General features: G+C 70.1%; 16 protein-coding genes. 11 read left to right on the forward strand and 5 right to left on the reverse strand.

Translation table 11 applies throughout. The annotated features are described in order from the left end of the window. Positions 1 to 2: 2 nt before the first annotated feature. From D9R02_RS01760 to allB, 6 genes are all read left to right on the forward strand, one after another. Positions 3 to 1,295, forward strand: a complete 1,293-nt coding sequence (locus D9R02_RS01760) for an FAD-dependent oxidoreductase (protein WP_121566203.1) — start codon at positions 3 to 5, stop codon at positions 1,293 to 1,295. Then, the gene (arsB, locus tag D9R02_RS01765) at positions 1,285 to 2,349 is read left to right on the forward strand and encodes an ACR3 family arsenite efflux transporter (RefSeq protein WP_220700411.1); all 1,065 of its coding nucleotides are present in this window, start codon (positions 1,285 to 1,287) and stop codon (positions 2,347 to 2,349) included. The genes D9R02_RS01760 and arsB overlap by 11 nt, the downstream gene beginning before the upstream one ends. Continuing rightward, positions 2,346 to 2,759 (forward strand): arsenate reductase ArsC, encoded by a 414-nt coding sequence (locus D9R02_RS01770; protein WP_121566205.1) that lies wholly within the window; start codon positions 2,346 to 2,348, stop codon positions 2,757 to 2,759. The genes arsB and D9R02_RS01770 overlap by 4 nt, the downstream gene beginning before the upstream one ends. Before the next feature lie 197 nt (positions 2,760 to 2,956). Continuing rightward, the gene (locus D9R02_RS01775; RefSeq protein ID WP_121566206.1) at positions 2,957 to 3,742 is read left to right on the forward strand and encodes a hydroxypyruvate isomerase family protein; all 786 of its coding nucleotides are present in this window, start codon (positions 2,957 to 2,959) and stop codon (positions 3,740 to 3,742) included. 193 nt (positions 3,743 to 3,935) lie between these two features. Beyond that, positions 3,936 to 5,066 (forward strand): glycerate kinase, encoded by a 1,131-nt coding sequence (locus D9R02_RS01780; protein ID WP_121566207.1) that lies wholly within the window; start codon positions 3,936 to 3,938, stop codon positions 5,064 to 5,066. Positions 5,067 to 5,539: 473 nt separating this feature from the next. Continuing rightward, positions 5,540 to 6,859, forward strand: coding sequence for an allantoinase AllB (allB, locus tag D9R02_RS01785; RefSeq protein WP_029603401.1), 1,320 nt, complete (start codon positions 5,540 to 5,542; stop codon positions 6,857 to 6,859). 82 nt (positions 6,860 to 6,941) lie between these two features. Here allB and D9R02_RS01790 read toward each other — a convergent pair whose 3' ends face one another. Further along, positions 6,942 to 7,499: a mycothiol transferase gene (locus tag D9R02_RS01790; protein WP_019310615.1), complete on the reverse strand. Its 558-nt coding sequence runs from the start codon at positions 7,497 to 7,499 to the stop codon at positions 6,942 to 6,944. A gap of 94 nt (positions 7,500 to 7,593) precedes the next feature. Here D9R02_RS01790 and D9R02_RS01795 point away from each other — a divergent pair, with 94 nt between their 5' ends. After that, complete coding sequence (locus D9R02_RS01795; RefSeq protein ID WP_019310616.1) at positions 7,594 to 8,550, forward strand: helix-turn-helix transcriptional regulator; 957 nt, start codon at positions 7,594 to 7,596, stop codon at positions 8,548 to 8,550. Positions 8,551 to 8,624: 74 nt separating this feature from the next. On the opposite strand, the gene D9R02_RS01800 is transcribed toward D9R02_RS01795, so the two are convergent. Further along, on the reverse strand, positions 8,625 to 9,005 hold the full coding sequence (locus tag D9R02_RS01800) for a VOC family protein (protein ID WP_029603403.1): 381 nt from the start codon (positions 9,003 to 9,005) through the stop codon (positions 8,625 to 8,627). A 284-nt stretch (positions 9,006 to 9,289) separates the two neighbouring features. On the opposite strand from D9R02_RS01800, the gene D9R02_RS01805 reads away from it, so the two are divergent. After that, a complete protein-coding gene (locus D9R02_RS01805; RefSeq protein ID WP_124109525.1) occupies positions 9,290 to 9,496 on the forward strand; it encodes a hypothetical protein in 207 nt (68 codons plus the stop codon). 88 nt (positions 9,497 to 9,584) lie between these two features. After that, entirely contained in the window at positions 9,585 to 10,436 is an 852-nt protein-coding gene (locus tag D9R02_RS01810) for a class I SAM-dependent methyltransferase (RefSeq protein WP_019310619.1), read from the forward strand. A gap of 26 nt (positions 10,437 to 10,462) precedes the next feature. On the opposite strand, the gene D9R02_RS01815 is transcribed toward D9R02_RS01810, so the two are convergent. The 3 genes from D9R02_RS01815 to D9R02_RS01825 form a co-directional block, all read right to left on the reverse strand. Next, positions 10,463 to 11,302, reverse strand: coding sequence for a nucleotidyl transferase AbiEii/AbiGii toxin family protein (locus tag D9R02_RS01815; protein ID WP_235586565.1), 840 nt, complete (start codon positions 11,300 to 11,302; stop codon positions 10,463 to 10,465). An 80-nt stretch (positions 11,303 to 11,382) separates the two neighbouring features. Then, positions 11,383 to 12,117 carry a type IV toxin-antitoxin system AbiEi family antitoxin domain-containing protein gene (locus D9R02_RS01820; protein ID WP_019310621.1) on the reverse strand — a complete coding sequence of 245 codons (735 nt, stop codon included), beginning with the start codon at positions 12,115 to 12,117 and terminating at the stop codon, positions 11,383 to 11,385. Between the two features lie 218 nt (positions 12,118 to 12,335). After that, positions 12,336 to 14,270, reverse strand: coding sequence for a primary-amine oxidase (locus tag D9R02_RS01825; protein ID WP_019310622.1), 1,935 nt, complete (start codon positions 14,268 to 14,270; stop codon positions 12,336 to 12,338). Between the two features lie 210 nt (positions 14,271 to 14,480). On the opposite strand from D9R02_RS01825, the gene D9R02_RS01830 reads away from it, so the two are divergent. Then, entirely contained in the window at positions 14,481 to 15,110 is a 630-nt protein-coding gene (locus D9R02_RS01830) for a TetR/AcrR family transcriptional regulator (RefSeq protein ID WP_039100963.1), read from the forward strand. A gap of 9 nt (positions 15,111 to 15,119) precedes the next feature. Continuing rightward, on the forward strand, positions 15,120 to 16,076 hold the full coding sequence (locus D9R02_RS01835) for a hypothetical protein (RefSeq protein WP_121566208.1): 957 nt from the start codon (positions 15,120 to 15,122) through the stop codon (positions 16,074 to 16,076). The last annotated feature ends 17 nt before the right edge of the window (positions 16,077 to 16,093 follow it).

Genomic DNA, 16,093 nt, shown 5'->3' on the forward strand with positions numbered 1-16,093 from the left:
GCGTGGATCCGTCACTCCCTCCCGTTGCCGTCCTCGGCGCGGGCCCCATCGGTCTGGCCTGTGCAGCGGAGCTGCGGCACCGCGGTCAGGAGGTCATCGTGTTCGAGCGCGGGGACGACGCCGCCACCAGCGTCCGCGAGTGGTCGCACGTCCGCATGTTCTCCCCCTGGCGGGAGCTCACCTCACCCACCGCCGTCCGCCTCATCGGACCCGCGTGGCGCGAGCCCCGAGAGGGCTTCTACCCGACGGGTGCCCAGTGGCTGGAGCAGTACCTCCTGCCTCTGGCGGAGGCGCTCGGGGACGTGATCCGATACGAGCACGAGGTCGTCGGCGTCTCCCGCCTGGACAGAGACCGCATGGTCGACTCCGGCCGCGACGACGTTCCGTACATCGTGCACACACGCACGCGCGATGGGCGCATCGAGCGGCATCTCGCGCGCGCGGTGGTGGACACGACCGGCACCTGGAACCAGCCGAGCCCTCTCGGATCGGAGGGGTACCCCGTGGACGGCGAGCGGCGGTACGCCGATCGCATCTACTACGGCATTCCACGTGTAGAAGAGGGCGGCTACGCCGGGGAGCACGTCGCTGTGGTCGGGACGGGCGCCTCCGCGCTGACCACTCTGATCGCACTGACCCGCCCCGGACACGACGCCGCAGCACATGTCACCTGGGTGGTCCGGCGCCCCAGCGCAGAAACCGCGTTCGGGGGAGGCGACGACGACGAGCTGCCGGCTCGCGGGGAACTCGGCAAGCGGGTGCGCCGTGCCGTGAACGACGGACGCATCAGCCTTGTGACGGGCTTCCGTACTGCACGCCTCGTGGAGGACGGCGGCACCCTCACGCTGGAGTCGTCCGGAGGGCGTGAGATCACCGGCGTCACACGGATCGTGTGCGCCACGGGCTTCCGCCCGGACTTCTCCTTCTTGAGCGAGGCGCGTCTGAACCTGGATGCCTCACTCCAGGCGCCGGCCCGACTTGCCGAAGACATCGACCCGACCTGGCACTCGTGCGGATCCGTCACCCCGCACGGCTACGACGTGCTCGAACAGACGGACAAAAACCTCTTCATCGCGGGCATCAAGTCCTACGGGCGCGCCCCCTCGTTCCTGGCCATGACCGGGGTGGAGCAGGTGCGTTCGATTGCCGCCTACCTCGCCGGCGACCTCGACGCCGCCCGTCGCGTGGAGCTCGTCCTGCCCGCCACCGGCGTCTGCGGCGGCGCCGGCACATTCGACGACGAGCCCGCTCCTACCACCTCGTGCTGCACCACAGGAGACGATGATGAGAACTGACACACCACCGGCCGCCCGCCTCTCCACCCTCGACCGGTTTCTTCCCGTGTGGATCATTGCGGCCATGGTTGCCGGACTCGCGCTGGGCCGTCTGGTGCCGGGACTGGGAGAGGCACTGGGCGCCGTCGAGATCCAGGGGGTCTCGCTGCCGATCGCGATCGGTCTGCTCGTGATGATGTACCCGGTGCTCGCGAAGGTGCGCTACGACCGTCTGGACACCGTGACCGGTGACAAGCGCATGCTCGGGGCGTCCCTGCTGCTCAACTGGGTGGTCGGTCCCGCGCTGATGTTCGCCCTCGCCTGGATCTTCCTGCCCGACCTGCCGGAGTACCGGACGGGTCTCATCATCGTGGGGCTGGCGCGGTGCATCGCCATGGTCATCATCTGGAACGACCTCGCGTGCGGCGACCGTGAGGCGGCCGCCGTGCTCGTGGCCCTCAACTCGATCTTCCAGATCATCGCGTTCGGCGCCCTCGGGTGGTTCTACCTGGAGGTGCTGCCGGGGTGGCTCGGACTGGAACAGGCCCAGCTGGACGTCTCCCCCTGGCGTATCGCGGCGTCCGTGCTCATCTTCCTTGGCGTGCCGCTCGTGGCGGGCTATCTCTCGCGGCTCATCGGCGAGAAGACGTGGGGCCGGGAGGCCTACGAGTCGTCGTTCCTGCCCAGGGTCGGCCCGTGGGCCCTGTACGGCCTGCTGTTCACCATCGTGATCCTGTTCGCCCTGCAGGGTGAGCAGATCACCTCACACCCGCTCGACGTGGTGCGGATCGCCCTTCCCCTGCTCGCCTACTTCCTGCTGATGTGGGGTGGCGGCTTCCTGCTGGGGCGTGCGCTGGGCTTCTCCTACGAGCGGACCACCACCCTCGCCTTCACCGCCGCCGGCAACAACTTCGAGCTGGCCATCGCGGTGGCCATCGCCACGTTCGGTGTGACCAGCGGTCAGGCACTGGCCGGCGTGGTGGGGCCGCTCATCGAGGTGCCCGTCCTCGTCGGTCTCGTGTACGTGAGCCTGGGCCTCCGCAAGCGCTACCCCCAGCAGGAGGTCCACGCATGAGTCACCGGAATCCCAGCGTGCTGTTCGTGTGCGTCCACAACGCGGGGCGCTCCCAGATGGCGGCCGCCTACGTACGGCACCTCTCGCGCGGCGCCGTGGAGGTCCGCTCGGCCGGTTCCGCGCCCGCCGCGTCCATCAACCCGGCGGTCCACGAGGCCATGCTCGAGGAGGGCATCGACCTCAGCGCTGAGAGGCCCACAGTGCTCACCCCGGCTGCCGTGGAGGCCTCGGACGTGGTCGTCACCATGGGGTGCGGCGACGCGTGCCCCTTCTACCCCGGCAAGCGCTACGAGGACTGGGCGCTGCAGGACCCCGCGGGGCAGGGCGTTGACGCCGTGCGTCCCATCCGCGACGAGATCAGGTGGCGCGTGGTGGAGCTGCTGGGCTCGCTCGGCGTGCACGCGCACTGACCACCGCTCGCCAGGAACGGCCCGCTCGGTCTCGCCCTGCGGCCGCCCGGGCGAGCGAGCGGGCCCGTCCTGCGAGTCCTGCGGAACCGGCCACCCGACCTGGCGGGCTGCCCCGATGTGACGGTGTGAAGCCGCCCCAGCACCCCACGCCCGGGTCACGGAACGACGCCGCATCGGGGCGCTGGCAGGATGACTCCATGAACTGCACCGTCAACGCCTCGATCGTGTTCGCGGACCTCCCCCTGCTCGACCGCGCGGCCGCGGTCGCCCGGCACGGCTTCACGCGCGCGGAGTTCTGGTGGCCGTTCGACTCCCCCACCCCACCCCGTCAGGAGGTGGACGCCTTCGTGGCCTCCCTGCAGGACGCGGGCGTCCAGCTCACCGGGCTCAACTTCTACGCCGGGGACATGCCCGCCGGCGAGCGCGGCGTGCTCTCCCACCCCTCCCGCACGGCGGAGTTCCGCGCGAACGTGGACGTGGTCGCGGAGATCGCCCGCGCCACGGGGTGCCGCCACTTCAATGCGCTGCACGGCAACCGCCTTCACGGTCTCGCCGCGGAGGAGCAGCGGACGACGGCGCTCGCGAACCTCCGCCACGCCGCGGACGTGCTCGCCCCGCTGGACGGGACGGTGCTGCTCGAACCGGTCTCCGGCGTCCCCGCCTACCCCCTCAGAACCGCGGCGGACGCGCTCGCGGTGGTCGAGGCCGTGGACCGAGGAAACGTGCGGCTACTCGCGGATTTCTACCACCTGGGCGTCAACGGCGACGACGTTCCCGCCGTCATCGAAGCTCACGCTGCGGACTTCGGGCACGTCCAGATCGCAGACGCCCCCGGTCGTCACGAACCGGGCACCGGCGGGCTGCCGCTGCTCGACTGGGTGGCCCGGTCCCGCGAGCTCGGCTACACCGGTGACGTCGCCCTCGAATACGTGCCGTCCCGCGAGGACCCGTTCGCATGGCTGCCGCGGTCGGAGCGGGCATGAGCGCGGCGTCACCGGTCACGTGCCTGGCCTCCCCGTGCACGTTCGAGCGCCCGCGCAGAGCGGTGCCAGCGCGCTCCCGACGGGCGGTGCGCGGAACGGGGCCCCGCGGCGTCGTCGTGCTGGAATGGCCCCGCGGGGCGCACACCACCGGGGCGCTCCGGCCGTGACCGAGACCGTTCCGCGAGGAGGCGCCGTGCGCATCGTGGTGGCACCCGACAAGTTCAAGGGCTCCGTGACCGCCCGCGAGGCCGCCGCGCACCTCGCGGCCGGGATCCGGGACGCCACCCCGGAGGCGGACGTGGTGGAGCTGCCCGTGGCCGACGGCGGCGAGGGCACGCTCGACGCCGCCCGGGAGGCCGGTTTCACGCGCCAGGACCTCACCGTCACGGGCCCCGCGGGCGATCCCGTGGCCGCGGCGTGGGCCCGGCGCGGGGACGAGGCCGTGGTCGAGATGGCGCTGGCCTCGGGCCTGGCCGCTCTGCCCCACCACGACGGCGAGCCCGTGCTGCAGGCCCGCACCGCCACGAGCCAGGGCACGGGCGAGCTGATCGCCGCCGCCCTGGACGCCGGGTGCACCCGCGTGGTCCTGGGCGTGGGCGGCAGCGCCACCACGGACGGCGGCGCCGGGATGCTCACCGCCCTGGGTCTGCGCCTGCTGGACGAGCACGGCGAGCCCCTCCTCCGCGGCGGCGCGGCTCTCGCGCACCTGCGCACCGTGGACGCCTCCCGGCTGCACCCCCGCGTGCGGGAGGCGCAGTTCGTGCTGGCCGCGGACGTGGACAACCCCCTGACGGGTCCGCGCGGCGCCGCTGCCGTCTTCGGCCCCCAGAAGGGCGCCTCGCCGCAGGACGTCACGGAGCTCGACGCCGCCCTGGGAACCTTCCGCGACCGGCTCACCGTCGCGCTCGGCGAGCCCGCCCGCGCCGCCGCCGATGCCCCGGGAGCGGGTGCCGCCGGTGGCGTGGGGTACGCGGCGCTCGCCGTGCTCCGGGCCGAGCGCAGGCCCGGCGTGGACGTGGTCCTGGACCTCGTGGACCTGGACGCCGCCGTGGCGGGCGCGGACCTTCTCGTCACGGGCGAGGGCAGCCTGGACGAGCAGAGCCTGGGCGGCAAGACCCCGCTGGGCGTGCTGCGCGTGGGCCGGCGCCACGGGGTCCCGGTGATCGCGGTGTGCGGTCGCACCACGCTGTCCCCGGAGGCGCTGGCCGAAGCGGGCTTCGCCGCCGTCCACGAGCTGCGCGCCCTCGCCCCGGACACGAACACCTCCATGCGCGAGGCCCCGCGCCTGCTGCGTGAGGTGGGTCACCGCCTACGCTCGCAGTAGCACCCGTACGCCCACCCACTTCTGCCGCATCACCGGCACGCCCCACCGAAAGGACCACCGACATGAACGCCTCACCCCAGCGCGGTTCCCGCAAGCCCTCGCACGACGACGCCGCGGCCCCGGACAGCGCGCCGCAGCGGCCCGAGGACGCGGTCGCCACGGACCACGCCCGGAACGACGAGCAGGCCACGGTGGACGTGCGCGCGAAGGTGGAGCGGGCGGCGTCGTCCCCGGAGCGTGACGAGTCTCCCGAGGAGGTTGCGGAGCATAACTCGAACCTCGCGGAGACCCCCGAGAACCGCGCCGAACGGGGTGGTGAGCGTGCCGCGCAGATCGCGCTGGCCGCCGAGGTCAACGGTGCGGAGCACGTGCGCGAACTGATCCGGGAGTACCGAGCCGAGCACCATCTCACGGGGGCGGACGAGTCCGCGGAGGCCCGGGGCACCGGACGGCGGGACGGCGAGTTCGACCTCGTGGTCCGCGGCCACCGGGTGATGTGCGGGGACCACTTCGTGCCCCGGGAGGTGGGCGTGCGGAACGGGAAGATCGCCGCGATCGAGCCGCTCGGCGCCGGTCTGCAGGGCGCGCGGGTCGTGGAGCTCGCCGAGGACGAGACGCTGCTGCCCGGCCTCGTGGACACCCACGTGCACGTGAACGAGCCCGGGCGCACCGAGTGGGAGGGCTTCGCCACCGCCACCCGGGCGGCCGCGGCGGGCGGTGTGACCACCATCGTGGACATGCCCCTGAACTCCGTGCCCGCCACCGTGAACACGGCCGCACTCGAGTACAAGCGGCTGTTCGCCCAGCAGAACGCGTTCGTGGACATCGGCTTCTGGGGCGGCGCCGTGCCCGGCAACAAGTCCGATCTGCGCCCCCTCCACGACGACGGCGTGTTCGGCTTCAAGTGCTTCCTGCTGCACTCCGGTGTGGACGAGTTCCCGCACCTGGAGGCGGACGAGATGGAGGAGGCGCTCGCCGAGATCAAGACCTTCGACTCGCTGCTGATCGTGCACGCGGAGGACTCCCGCACCATCGACAAGGCCCCGCAGCCCAAAGGCAACGTGTACGAGAACTTCCTGAAGTCCCGCCCGCGCGGTGCGGAGAACATCGCGATCGCGGAGGTCATCGAGCGCACCCGCTGGACCGGGGCCCGCTCGCACATCCTGCACCTGTCTTCCTCGGACGCAATCCCCATGATCCGCTCCGCCAAGAACGACGGCCTGGACATCACCGTGGAGACCTGCCCGCACTACCTCACGCTGCTCTCCGAGGAGATCCCGGACGGCGCCACCGCGTTCAAGTGCTGCCCGCCGGTGCGCGAGGTCTCCAACCGGGAGAAGCTGTGGGAGGGGCTGATCGACGGCACCATCGACTACATCGTCTCGGACCACTCCCCCTCCACACTGGACCTCAAGGACCTGGGCAACGGGGACTTCGGGGTGGCGTGGGGCGGCGTCTCGTCGTTGCAGCTGGGCCTGTCCCTGATCTGGACCGAGGCGCGACGCCGCGGGGTCGGGCTCGAGCGCGTGGTGCGGTGGATGTCCACGCGCCCGGCCGAGCGCGTGGGCCTGCGCGGCAAGGGCAAGCTGTCCCTGGGCTACGACGCGGACATGGCGGTCTTCGCCGCGGACGAGAGCTACGTGGTAGACGCCCAGCGCCTGAACCACAAGAACCCCATCACCCCGGACCAGGGCAAGGTGCTCTCCGGGAAGGTTCGTCGCACGTTCGTGGGCGGGCACGAGGTGGACTACGAGACGCCCACGGGCCGTCTTCTGAGCCGCGGCCAGGCCTGACGACGACGCCGTGCCCCGCCTTCGCGGGGCACGGCGTCGTCTGCCCGTCGTCCAGGTCCGGGCGTTCGGGACGACGGCGCTGTCAGACTTTCCAGGGGGTCACGAAGTCGTTCGCGGGTCGTCCTTCGACCGCCGCGAGCAGTTCAGCGGCCTGGGCGCCGTCGATCTCCTCACGGATGATGTCGGCGTGTCCCGCGTGCCGGGCGAACTCCTCCACGTGGTGCACGTAGAGGTACCGCAGTTTCGCCGGGCGGGCTTCGTCCATGCCCACCCAGGGCATGGGGCCCACGGGCAGTTCTGCTTCGAGATCCCCTTCACGGCACATCTCCATGTACTGGCCGCGGACCGCGTCGAAGGTCTCCAGCAGCGTCGCGATGTCCTCATCATCCGACGCTGTGAAGCTCGCGAAGAACGCCTCGAACGGCTGGTCGTGCTCGTGGTGTCCAGCTCCGGAGAGTGACTGCTTCATGCAGAAGATGATGTGTTTGGTGATCCCGCTGATGCTCAAAGCGCTGCGCAGGGGAGCGCAGCGTGCCTGGGCATCGTCGAGCCCGTAGGAACTCGCGCGAATCGCATCGAGCTGAACGTCCAGGTATTTGCAGAGAGTGGTGCGTTCGTCGTCGATCTGGGGCAGGTACACGGTGATGTCCTCTCAAGGTCAGCGGGTGCTGTCAGGAACATGACACCTGGGCATGCGGACAGCTCCAGTCCGCTGTGTCCGAGAGAATGCAGACATGGCCGACACCACTCAGCGCGTCCTGCGCCTGCTCGGGCTGCTGGAAGCGCGCACCACCTGGCAGGCGCACGAGCTCGCCGCCCGCATGGACGTCACGGAGCGCACCGTGCGCCGGGACGTCACCAGATTGCGGCAGCTGGGCTATCCGGTGGAGGCCGCGCGGGGGTTGGACGGCGGGTACCGCATGGGTGCCGGGCGCCGCCTTCCTCCTCTGCTGCTCGACGACGACGAAGCCATCGCGCTGGTTGCCTGCCTCCGGATGGGCGCGCTCTCGGGAGCTGACGAGGTGGGAGAAGCAGCACTGCGTGCGCTGACGAAGCTCGACCAGGTTTTGCCCCCAAGACTGCGCGCCCTCGCCTCGGCCGTCGACCGGGCCACCCGCGCCATCCCGGGCAACCGCCCACCCGTGGACCTCGCAGTTCTGCAACGGCTCGCCACGTCGCAGCGCGACCGCGCGCTGGTACGTTTCGACTACTGCAAGGCCACGGGTGAGACGAGCGCACGGGAAGTGGAGCCGGCGCGTCTCCTGACGCAGGGCGAGCACTGGTACCTGCAAGGTTTCGACCGCGGCCGGGACGACTGGCGGGTGTTCCGTCTGGACCGGATGACCGACCTCCGCAGCACCACCTGGCGCTTCGACCCACGGGAGACACCTCCACCGGAGTTCCAGCAGGATCTCCCCCACCGCTACCCCTGTCGTGTCCGTGTGGCAATGGGAATCGACGTGGAGAAGGTCCGTGCCCGGGTCCCGGCGCCCTACCGGGCCGACCTCGAATCCACTCCCCACGGCTGCCGGTTCCTGGTGGGTGCACCCGACTGGGACGACCTCGCCTGGCACATGCTGTGGATCAGTCGCGATCTCAAAACTCCCCTGACAGTTCTCGACGGTCCAGGAGCAGACCCGTTCCGAGAGGCTATGGCCCGCATTTCGGACCTGGCGCGCAGCACACGCTGAGGAGTCCCGGCCAGGGCCGATCGCCGCAGGCCATGAGAGACCGATGGTTCGGAGTCCTCCGTTTGAACTCCAGGTCAATCAGGACGGACAGCACTCAGGCAGAAGAGGTGCCCGACCGGATCGAGCATGACCCTCCACTGTTCGGGGAAAGGCTGGAAATCGGCTTCGCGGGCCCCGATCTTGAGGGCCGCCGCCACATCGGCGTCAAGGTCGTCAGCCGCGAGGTCCAGGTGCATCTGTTGGAACTGAGGCCCCTGCGGCCATGTCGGCGGTTCGTACTCGTTCACCCGCATCAGCGTCAGCATGGGGCCTGCTCCGCTCAGGCAGATGACACCCCGGTCAGGGGTGGCGAAGGCTTCCTCGAGTCCGAGCAGGCTCTTGTAGAAGGGGGCAAGGTCGTCGGGGCTGGGGCAGTCGATGGAGATCGACGCGAGGGGCGCCACACGAGTAGTCATGCACTGACGGTAGAAGATGTCACCGACAACGGCAGTTCACTGTGTCAACGGTGGATCTCACTGATGAAAACTCTCAGGTTGTCCCGTGGTCCGTTGTGATGGTGCTGATCCGCTGGGCAAGCCGGGTTTGCTGCTACCTGGCCGTGCGACAGTCCCCGTCTGCCCTGCTTCCCCCGGGGAAGCTGGCGATTCCACCGGAACTGTGTCTTGCGGCAGCCGTCCTCCTCCGCCAGGATCAGCGGAAAGGAACCGCCCCGCCGGGGCACCAGGGGGAGGGAATGGTCATGACCGAGAAGAAGACCGCCAGGGTGCAGTACGGGGTCAAAATGTTCGTCTACATCGGAGCCGCCTTGGCGATTCTGGCCAGCATCGTGGCCATCACTCTGAAGCTCTCGGCGGGGACCACGTCCGGCCTGTTCTACTCGTACTCCACGATCGCCATCGCGGTGCTCCTCATCATCTTCGTGAGGAGCAGTCCCCAGGCCAAGTGACGACCCCGGACTCCAGCGCCACCACGGGCTCGTCTCACCAGGTGATCCTGTCTTTTCCTGAGCTTTACCCGCGCCTTACGGTGCCCTCATGACCACCTCGCCCAGCTCGGGAGCAACCCCTCGCTACAGCCACGGCCACCAGCCTGCGGTCCTCGCCTCCCACGGCACCCGGACGGCAGCGAACAGCTGCGCCTATTTCCTCGACCGGCTGCGTCCCGGGATGCGGGTTCTCGACCTGGGGTGCGGCCCCGGCTCGATCACCCTGGACCTGGCGGAAATCGTGGGCCCCGCCGGGGAGGTGGTCGGCGTGGATTTCTCCGAGGAGGCCGTCGCCGCGGCACGTGAGAACGCGCGGACGCGGGCGGACACGACCGCCACGTTCCTCGCCTCGGACTTCTTCACCGTGGACGTCGAGCCCGGTTCGTTCGACGTGGTCCACGCCCACCAGGTGCTCCAGCACGTTCCCGACCCGGTGGCGGCACTGGACGCGATGGCGGGCTACTGCGCCGAGGACGGGATCATCGCATGCCGCGACGCCGACTACGGGGTCATGGTCTGGTACCCCGAGAACGCGGGCCTCGACCGGTGGCGGGAGACGTACTGCGCGAGCTCCCGGGCTCTGGGCGGCGAACCGGATGCCGGGCGGCGGCTCCGGGCCTGGGCAAACGAGGCGGGGCTCGACGTCGAGACCGCCCAGTCCTCTACGTGGACCTACGCGACCCCCGAGACGACCCGCTGGTGGGGCGGCTCCCAGGCCGAACGCGTCCGCACCTCCGGTTTCGCCGTCCGGGCGCGAGAGCAGGGTCTCTCCCTCGCCGAGGTCGAGCAGATCGCCGTGGCCTGGCAGGACTGGGGCCGGTCCCCCGACGCCTGGTTCTGCATGCCCCACGGCGAGCTCATTGCGCGCCCCAACCTTGCAGCCCATCAGGGAAAGGCTTAATTGACCTCAGCCCCCGCCGACGGGACTCACTCCCTCTCCCAGGCAAGTCTCTCCGGGGACCACAGACAGTCCTCGGCAGAGCCATCAAGCACCGGATCGAGGAACGCGGTGGTGAGCTCAACAGCGGCATCGAAGGTGAGGAAGTCCCCACACGCTGGAACACGCCTCGCTACGGGCGGATACAGGCGGTCCCACGATTTCGGTGGGGCGAAGAACGGTGCTCCGGAGAGTCCGCGGTGTTCCCATTCGGCCGCAATGGCTTGTGAGAGTTCAATGCCGTTGACGTGCTGGGTCCGTGCGAGCACTACCAGGTCGACCAGATCTCGCACTCGGGTCGAAGACTGGTCCCCGGCGGAGCCGTACATGCTCTGCGTAGCGCAGAGCTTGTCAGCGATGTGGTCGACCACGGGGTAGAGACTGACACGGGTTGGCGGGACGGCGGGAACGAGACCTGGACGGGTACGGACCTCTGGCGAGGCAGTCATCAGGGAACCTGTCACCACATCCACGCTGAAACTGTGGCGCCGCGTCACACCACAGTAGGCGTCGAGCGATACCTTGCAGCCGGCGATGCCCGGTTGCAGAACACCCCCGGACGCTGCGCGGACCCCGGTCACGGCGAATCGGAAATGGTCACCCAGATCAATGGCGACTGCCGCCCGCAGCGCCGATACGGCATCCTCAGGGTCAGCCAATTCCGCCAGGAGGTCGACGTCCTTGGTCGTGCGCGCATCATGCACCCGAACGAGCACGGCGTTGCCTCCTTTGAGCACCCACCTCGCAGAGGGCGAAACGAACACCCGGGCGAGAAAACGATCGACGACGAACCGTCTGATGACGGCCTCAACCGGAACCCCAGAGGTCATGGACTCCGTCTTGGCATGGGCTCTGGCTGCAGCCCAGAGTGCATTGCCATCCCGATAGGGAAACCCCTCCGTCATTTCCGTCATTGCGAGATGCCGGTCGAGTCAGCGCCCGGGGGCAACGAATACCTATTGATCTCGCTCATTGCAGGTGCAGCGCTCGAGAGCAGCGCCCACTCGAAGTTCAGACCTGCCCCGTCGAGCAGGTCACCGAGCAGTGCGGCCCCGCTCGTCTGGCCGTTCCTCCGGGCCAGCGGTTCCAGCGCCACCTCCAACTCGTGAGGCGTGGCGAGATCCCTCCTCACCGCCTCGCCGACGATGTCGGCAACATGGGAGGGTTCGTGCCCGTCGCGCAGGAGGTCTGCGACGGTTCGAGCTGGTGTGGTCACCGGCAGACCACTGACAAGGGTCACGTCATCGGCGGCGAGCGCGGCGCGATGCAGTCGGATGCCCCGCCTGCTCTGCTTCCTGCCGGGAACCGAGAGTTCCGGCTCGTCATCCAGGAGATCTCCCATCCCGTGCAGTGCCGCCGCCGAGGTGTGCGACAGCACCCCGGAGGCAACGGGATCCACCAGTCGTTCTTCGGCGAACCGCCCGGCATCGAGCGACAGCCACGCAACCCGCATCGGAGTCCTTTCATCCACCGCCGCCGGGATGCCGTAGATGCCCCTGTCGAGCCGCTCGATGACACCGGCGGCTGCAAGGCGGCCCAGGTGCAGCCGACTGATGCCCTCGCTCGCTGCCTGTGCGGTGGTGAGCAACCCCCACTGGCGTGCCGCCAGCTGCGACACCTGCGACACCACCTCAAGGAGCTTCATACCTGCAATTGTATCTGTTTAGAGATACAAGTGAAGCACTTTTGACCACTGCAGCTGCCCCGGTCACCCAATTCGCGACGTTCCCACGACGGCGCCGTGCCCCGCCCCGCGAAGGCCGGGCACGGCGTCGTCGTCGCCCGGAGACGGACGAGGCGCCCACCCCGTGGAGGGTGGGCGCCTCGCTCACGCGCTACCGGAAAAAGCCGGCGCGGGTGGTCCTACGACTCGCAACAGGAGGACTGCTCCTGCTCGCCCTCGCAGCAGTGGCCCTTCTTCGGGGCGGGGACGTCCAGCACCGGGGAGCGGTCGAAGAAGCCCTCCGGGCGCAGCTTGAAGCCCACGGTGTCCACGGGCATGATCGGCCAGTCCTCCACGCGCGGGAAGTGGGTGAGCCCGAAGGTGTGCCACACCACGATGTCCGTGCCGTCCACCGAGCGGTCCTGGGCGGTCCACTCCGGCAGGCCGCCGTTACCGGCGTGCTGGTTGGGGAAGTCGCCGGTGGGGTACCGCTCGGACTCCTCGTACGGGGTGACCCACAGGGCCTTGGTGGCGAACGCGGCGCGGCGGTGGATCGAGGAGTCCTCCGAGGCCAGCATGGTGGGCAGCCCCTCCGGGTGCAGCTTGTAGCCCACGGGGTGGCCCAGCCGGTTGGTGTGCTCGGTGCTGGAGACCACCCACGTGCGCGCCCGGGACATGTCCGCGTCCCGCATGGCGGCCTTCTCCGTCTCCAGCACGGTGCGCCTGCGGGTGAACGCGTTGCCGCGGGAGTTGTCGTCGGAGATGGGCACGCGCACCGCGTCCTCCTCCTCCACGCGGCAGGGCCCGCCGTCGAGCGCGAAGTCCAGGCGCGCGGAGAACAGGTGCTGGTGGAACGGCGCACCCAGCCCCGGGGCAATTTCCGAGGCGAAGTCCGAGGAGCCGTTGGGCAGGGCGGAGGTGAAGACCACGCCGGTGGCCTTGGCCTCGAACTCGATGGTGCCGTCCAGGTAGAGGTACCAGTAGAAGCCGTAGTCGTAGTTGCCCACGGTGGTGAAGAAGGAGATCACCAGGCGGCGGTTGCGGCGGGTGTACGCCACCCCGCTCCACAGGTCCGTGTGCTTGGAGAGGATGGACCAGTCCTCCTCGTGCATGCAGATGCCGTTGGTGATCTCCCGCGGTTCGCCGCGCCCGGTCACAACCACCGGGGACAGGTAGGTGATGTCACCCAGGCAGTCGCAGCCGAGCTCCAGGGAGTTGGCCCACTGCCCCACCAGGTACTCGCCGGTGTCGAAGTAGTTCTGCCAGGACCGCACCGGGGAGGGGTCCCCGTAGGGCACCATCATCTCCGCGATGGCGGCGCGGTCCAGGATCCGGCGCTTCTGGCCCTGGTCCTCGAACGCGATGTTGTGCAGCACGAGCCCCTCGCGCATGTCGAAGCCCACGTCCAGGCTCCACTTCTCCCACTCCACGTGGTTGCCGCCGGTCACGGTGAAGGACGGCCCCTCGGGCTGGGTGATCTCGATCGGCTTCTGGGTGGTGCGCGTGGGTCCGGTGAGCTCGGGATCCGTGTAGTTGCCGTGCTCCTGCGGCACCGGGACCACCTCCAGGTCCAGCACCTGGTCCACGGCCTGGTTGGTCACGTCCACGTAGGCCACGAGCCCGTCGATCGGGTGCGCCCACGCCGAGTCCTCCTCGTGCTCCTGCAGGAACGCGAGCCCACGCAGCATGCGCCGGCCCTTCTCCTCCGGGTACTCGAACACCCCGGCGGACAGCGGCGCCACCCGCACCTTCTCCACGGGCAGGTTGCGCTTCTGCAGCGCGGCCAGCCAGCGCTCGTCCGTGGAGAGGATCTGCTCCACCATCTCGAACTCCTCCTCGAGCACCGGCAGCTCCCCGGTCTCGGAGGTGTCCAGCTCGGTCACGCTCTCCACGCGGCGGGCGGTCGCGGAGACGACGACGTCCTTGGCGGGTCCCCCGGCGACGTCGAGCAGGAACACGCGGAACCTGCGGTCCGCCGGCGCGTCCGCGGGTGTGCCCCGGGCGGGCTCGACGAGGCCCAGGTACGCCATGCGCGCCGTCTCGGGGAAGTGCCCGGCCTCTTCCAGGACCTCGCGCACCACCCGGATCTCCTCGAGGCTTTGCAGGGCGTAGGGGCTGGTGGTCTCGTGGGACATGACGGATCCTTTCGTGGCGCCGACACCGCGGCGGGCCGTGACCCGCAGAATGTGTCCCGGATCACTTTTGTTCTACGCTTGTAGAGACTAGGGCGGCCCCCGCCCCGTGACAACCCCCTGACGACCGACGACGCCGCCCGGGCACCGGCCCCACCGCGCCACCGGCGTCGCCCGCAACCCGAGCACCCCCGACCCCCAGGAGGTCCGCAGATGCCCCGAGTGGTGGACCACACCGCCCGCCAGCAGGAGATCGTGCGCGCCGTGCGGCGCGTGCTCGCCCGGGAGGGCTCCTCGGGGATGACCATGCGCCAGGTTGCCGCGGAGGCCGGGTACGCGAACGGCGCCCTCAAGCCGTACTTCGCGTCCAAGGCGGATCTCATCGAGGCCACCTACACCCACGTGTTCGAGCGCACCAACGAGCGCGTGACCCGTGCGGTGGTGGGACGCTCCGGCCTGGCCGCCCTGGAGGTGTTCTGCCGCGAGGTCATGCCCCTGGACGCGGACCGGCTGGACGAGGCCCGCGTGGTCATGACCTTCTGGCAGGAGGCCACCCACGACCCCGTGCGGGCGGAGCACAACCGGCGGTTCATGGCGCAGTGGCGCGAGTCCGTCACCGGGTGGCTGACCGAGGCCCGCGGCGCCGGGGAGCTCGCGGAGGACGTGGACCTCACCCTGTGGGGAGATACCTTGCTGACCTTCCTCCTGGGCACCCAGGTCACCGCCGCGCTCGGCCTGCCGATCGCCTCCCCCGACCTCCTGGAGGCCCAGCTGCAGGGGGTACTCGCTCCCGTGCGCGCCCGTGGCCCAGAGCACGCCGGCGCGCCGTCCCCGCTCGCGTAACCTGCTGGGATGCGTTCCCCTCGCCCGCTTCCCGCGCGCCCCGACGACCACGACGACGGCCCTCCGGCCGGCAGCCGCTACCAGCGCCTTGACAGCGCCGCCGTCCGCGGTTCCGCGGCCACCCTGCAGCGCCGGATCTACGCGCGCTTCCCCCGCCGCAGCCTGTGGGAGGTGGGCGGTGAGCTGATCGCCCTGGTGGACGAGGTGGTCGAGGGCGGCGGCATCAGCCGACGCCGGATCCGCTCGGCCCGGCTGCTCTCGCGGCTCGGCGTGCTGGTGGTGCTGCTGGTCTTCGGCACGGCCATCGCCCTGGCCGCCGCGAGCCTCTGGTCCAACCCCGACGCCCTGGGCCCCGTGGACTGGCTGCCCCTGCTGGAGACCGTGGTCAACGACCTCGTCTTCGCGGGCATCGCCATCTTCTTCCTGCTGGCCGTGCCCCAGCGCATGGAGCGCGCCCGGGTGCTGCGCGTGCTGCACCGGCTGCGCTCGCTGGCCCACGTGATCGACATGCACCAGCTCGTCAAGGTCCCCGAGCGCCTGCCGACCGCCCGTCCGGAGGCCGGGGGCACGACGTCGCCCGCGCACCCCCGCGGCCCAGGTGCCGGTTCCGCGCGGGGCGGCGGAGCGGCGTCGTCGGAGGCGGCGGTGGGTGACGCCCACGGCCGCGGCGCGGGTCCGAGCGGTGACGACGTGCCGCCGGTGGCTGCGGACGGGACCGACGCGGCATCGTCGCCAACGACGGATGAGCGCGGCGGAGAACTGCGGATGACCCGCTCCGAGATGACGCAGTACCTGGACTACTGCACCGAGATGCTCTCCCTGGTGGGCAAGACTGCGGCGCTGTTCGCGGAGGACACCACGGACGGGGACGTGCTGGATGCGGTGGAGGGCATCGAGACCCTCACCTCGGACATGGCGCGGAAGGTGTGGCAGAAGATCGCGATCATCCAGGAGCAGGCGGGCTGATCGCCCGGGATGCGGCC

The organism is Kocuria rhizophila, assembly GCF_003667225.1.
In the GTDB taxonomy this organism is placed as follows: domain Bacteria; phylum Actinomycetota; class Actinomycetes; order Actinomycetales; family Micrococcaceae; genus Kocuria; species Kocuria rhizophila.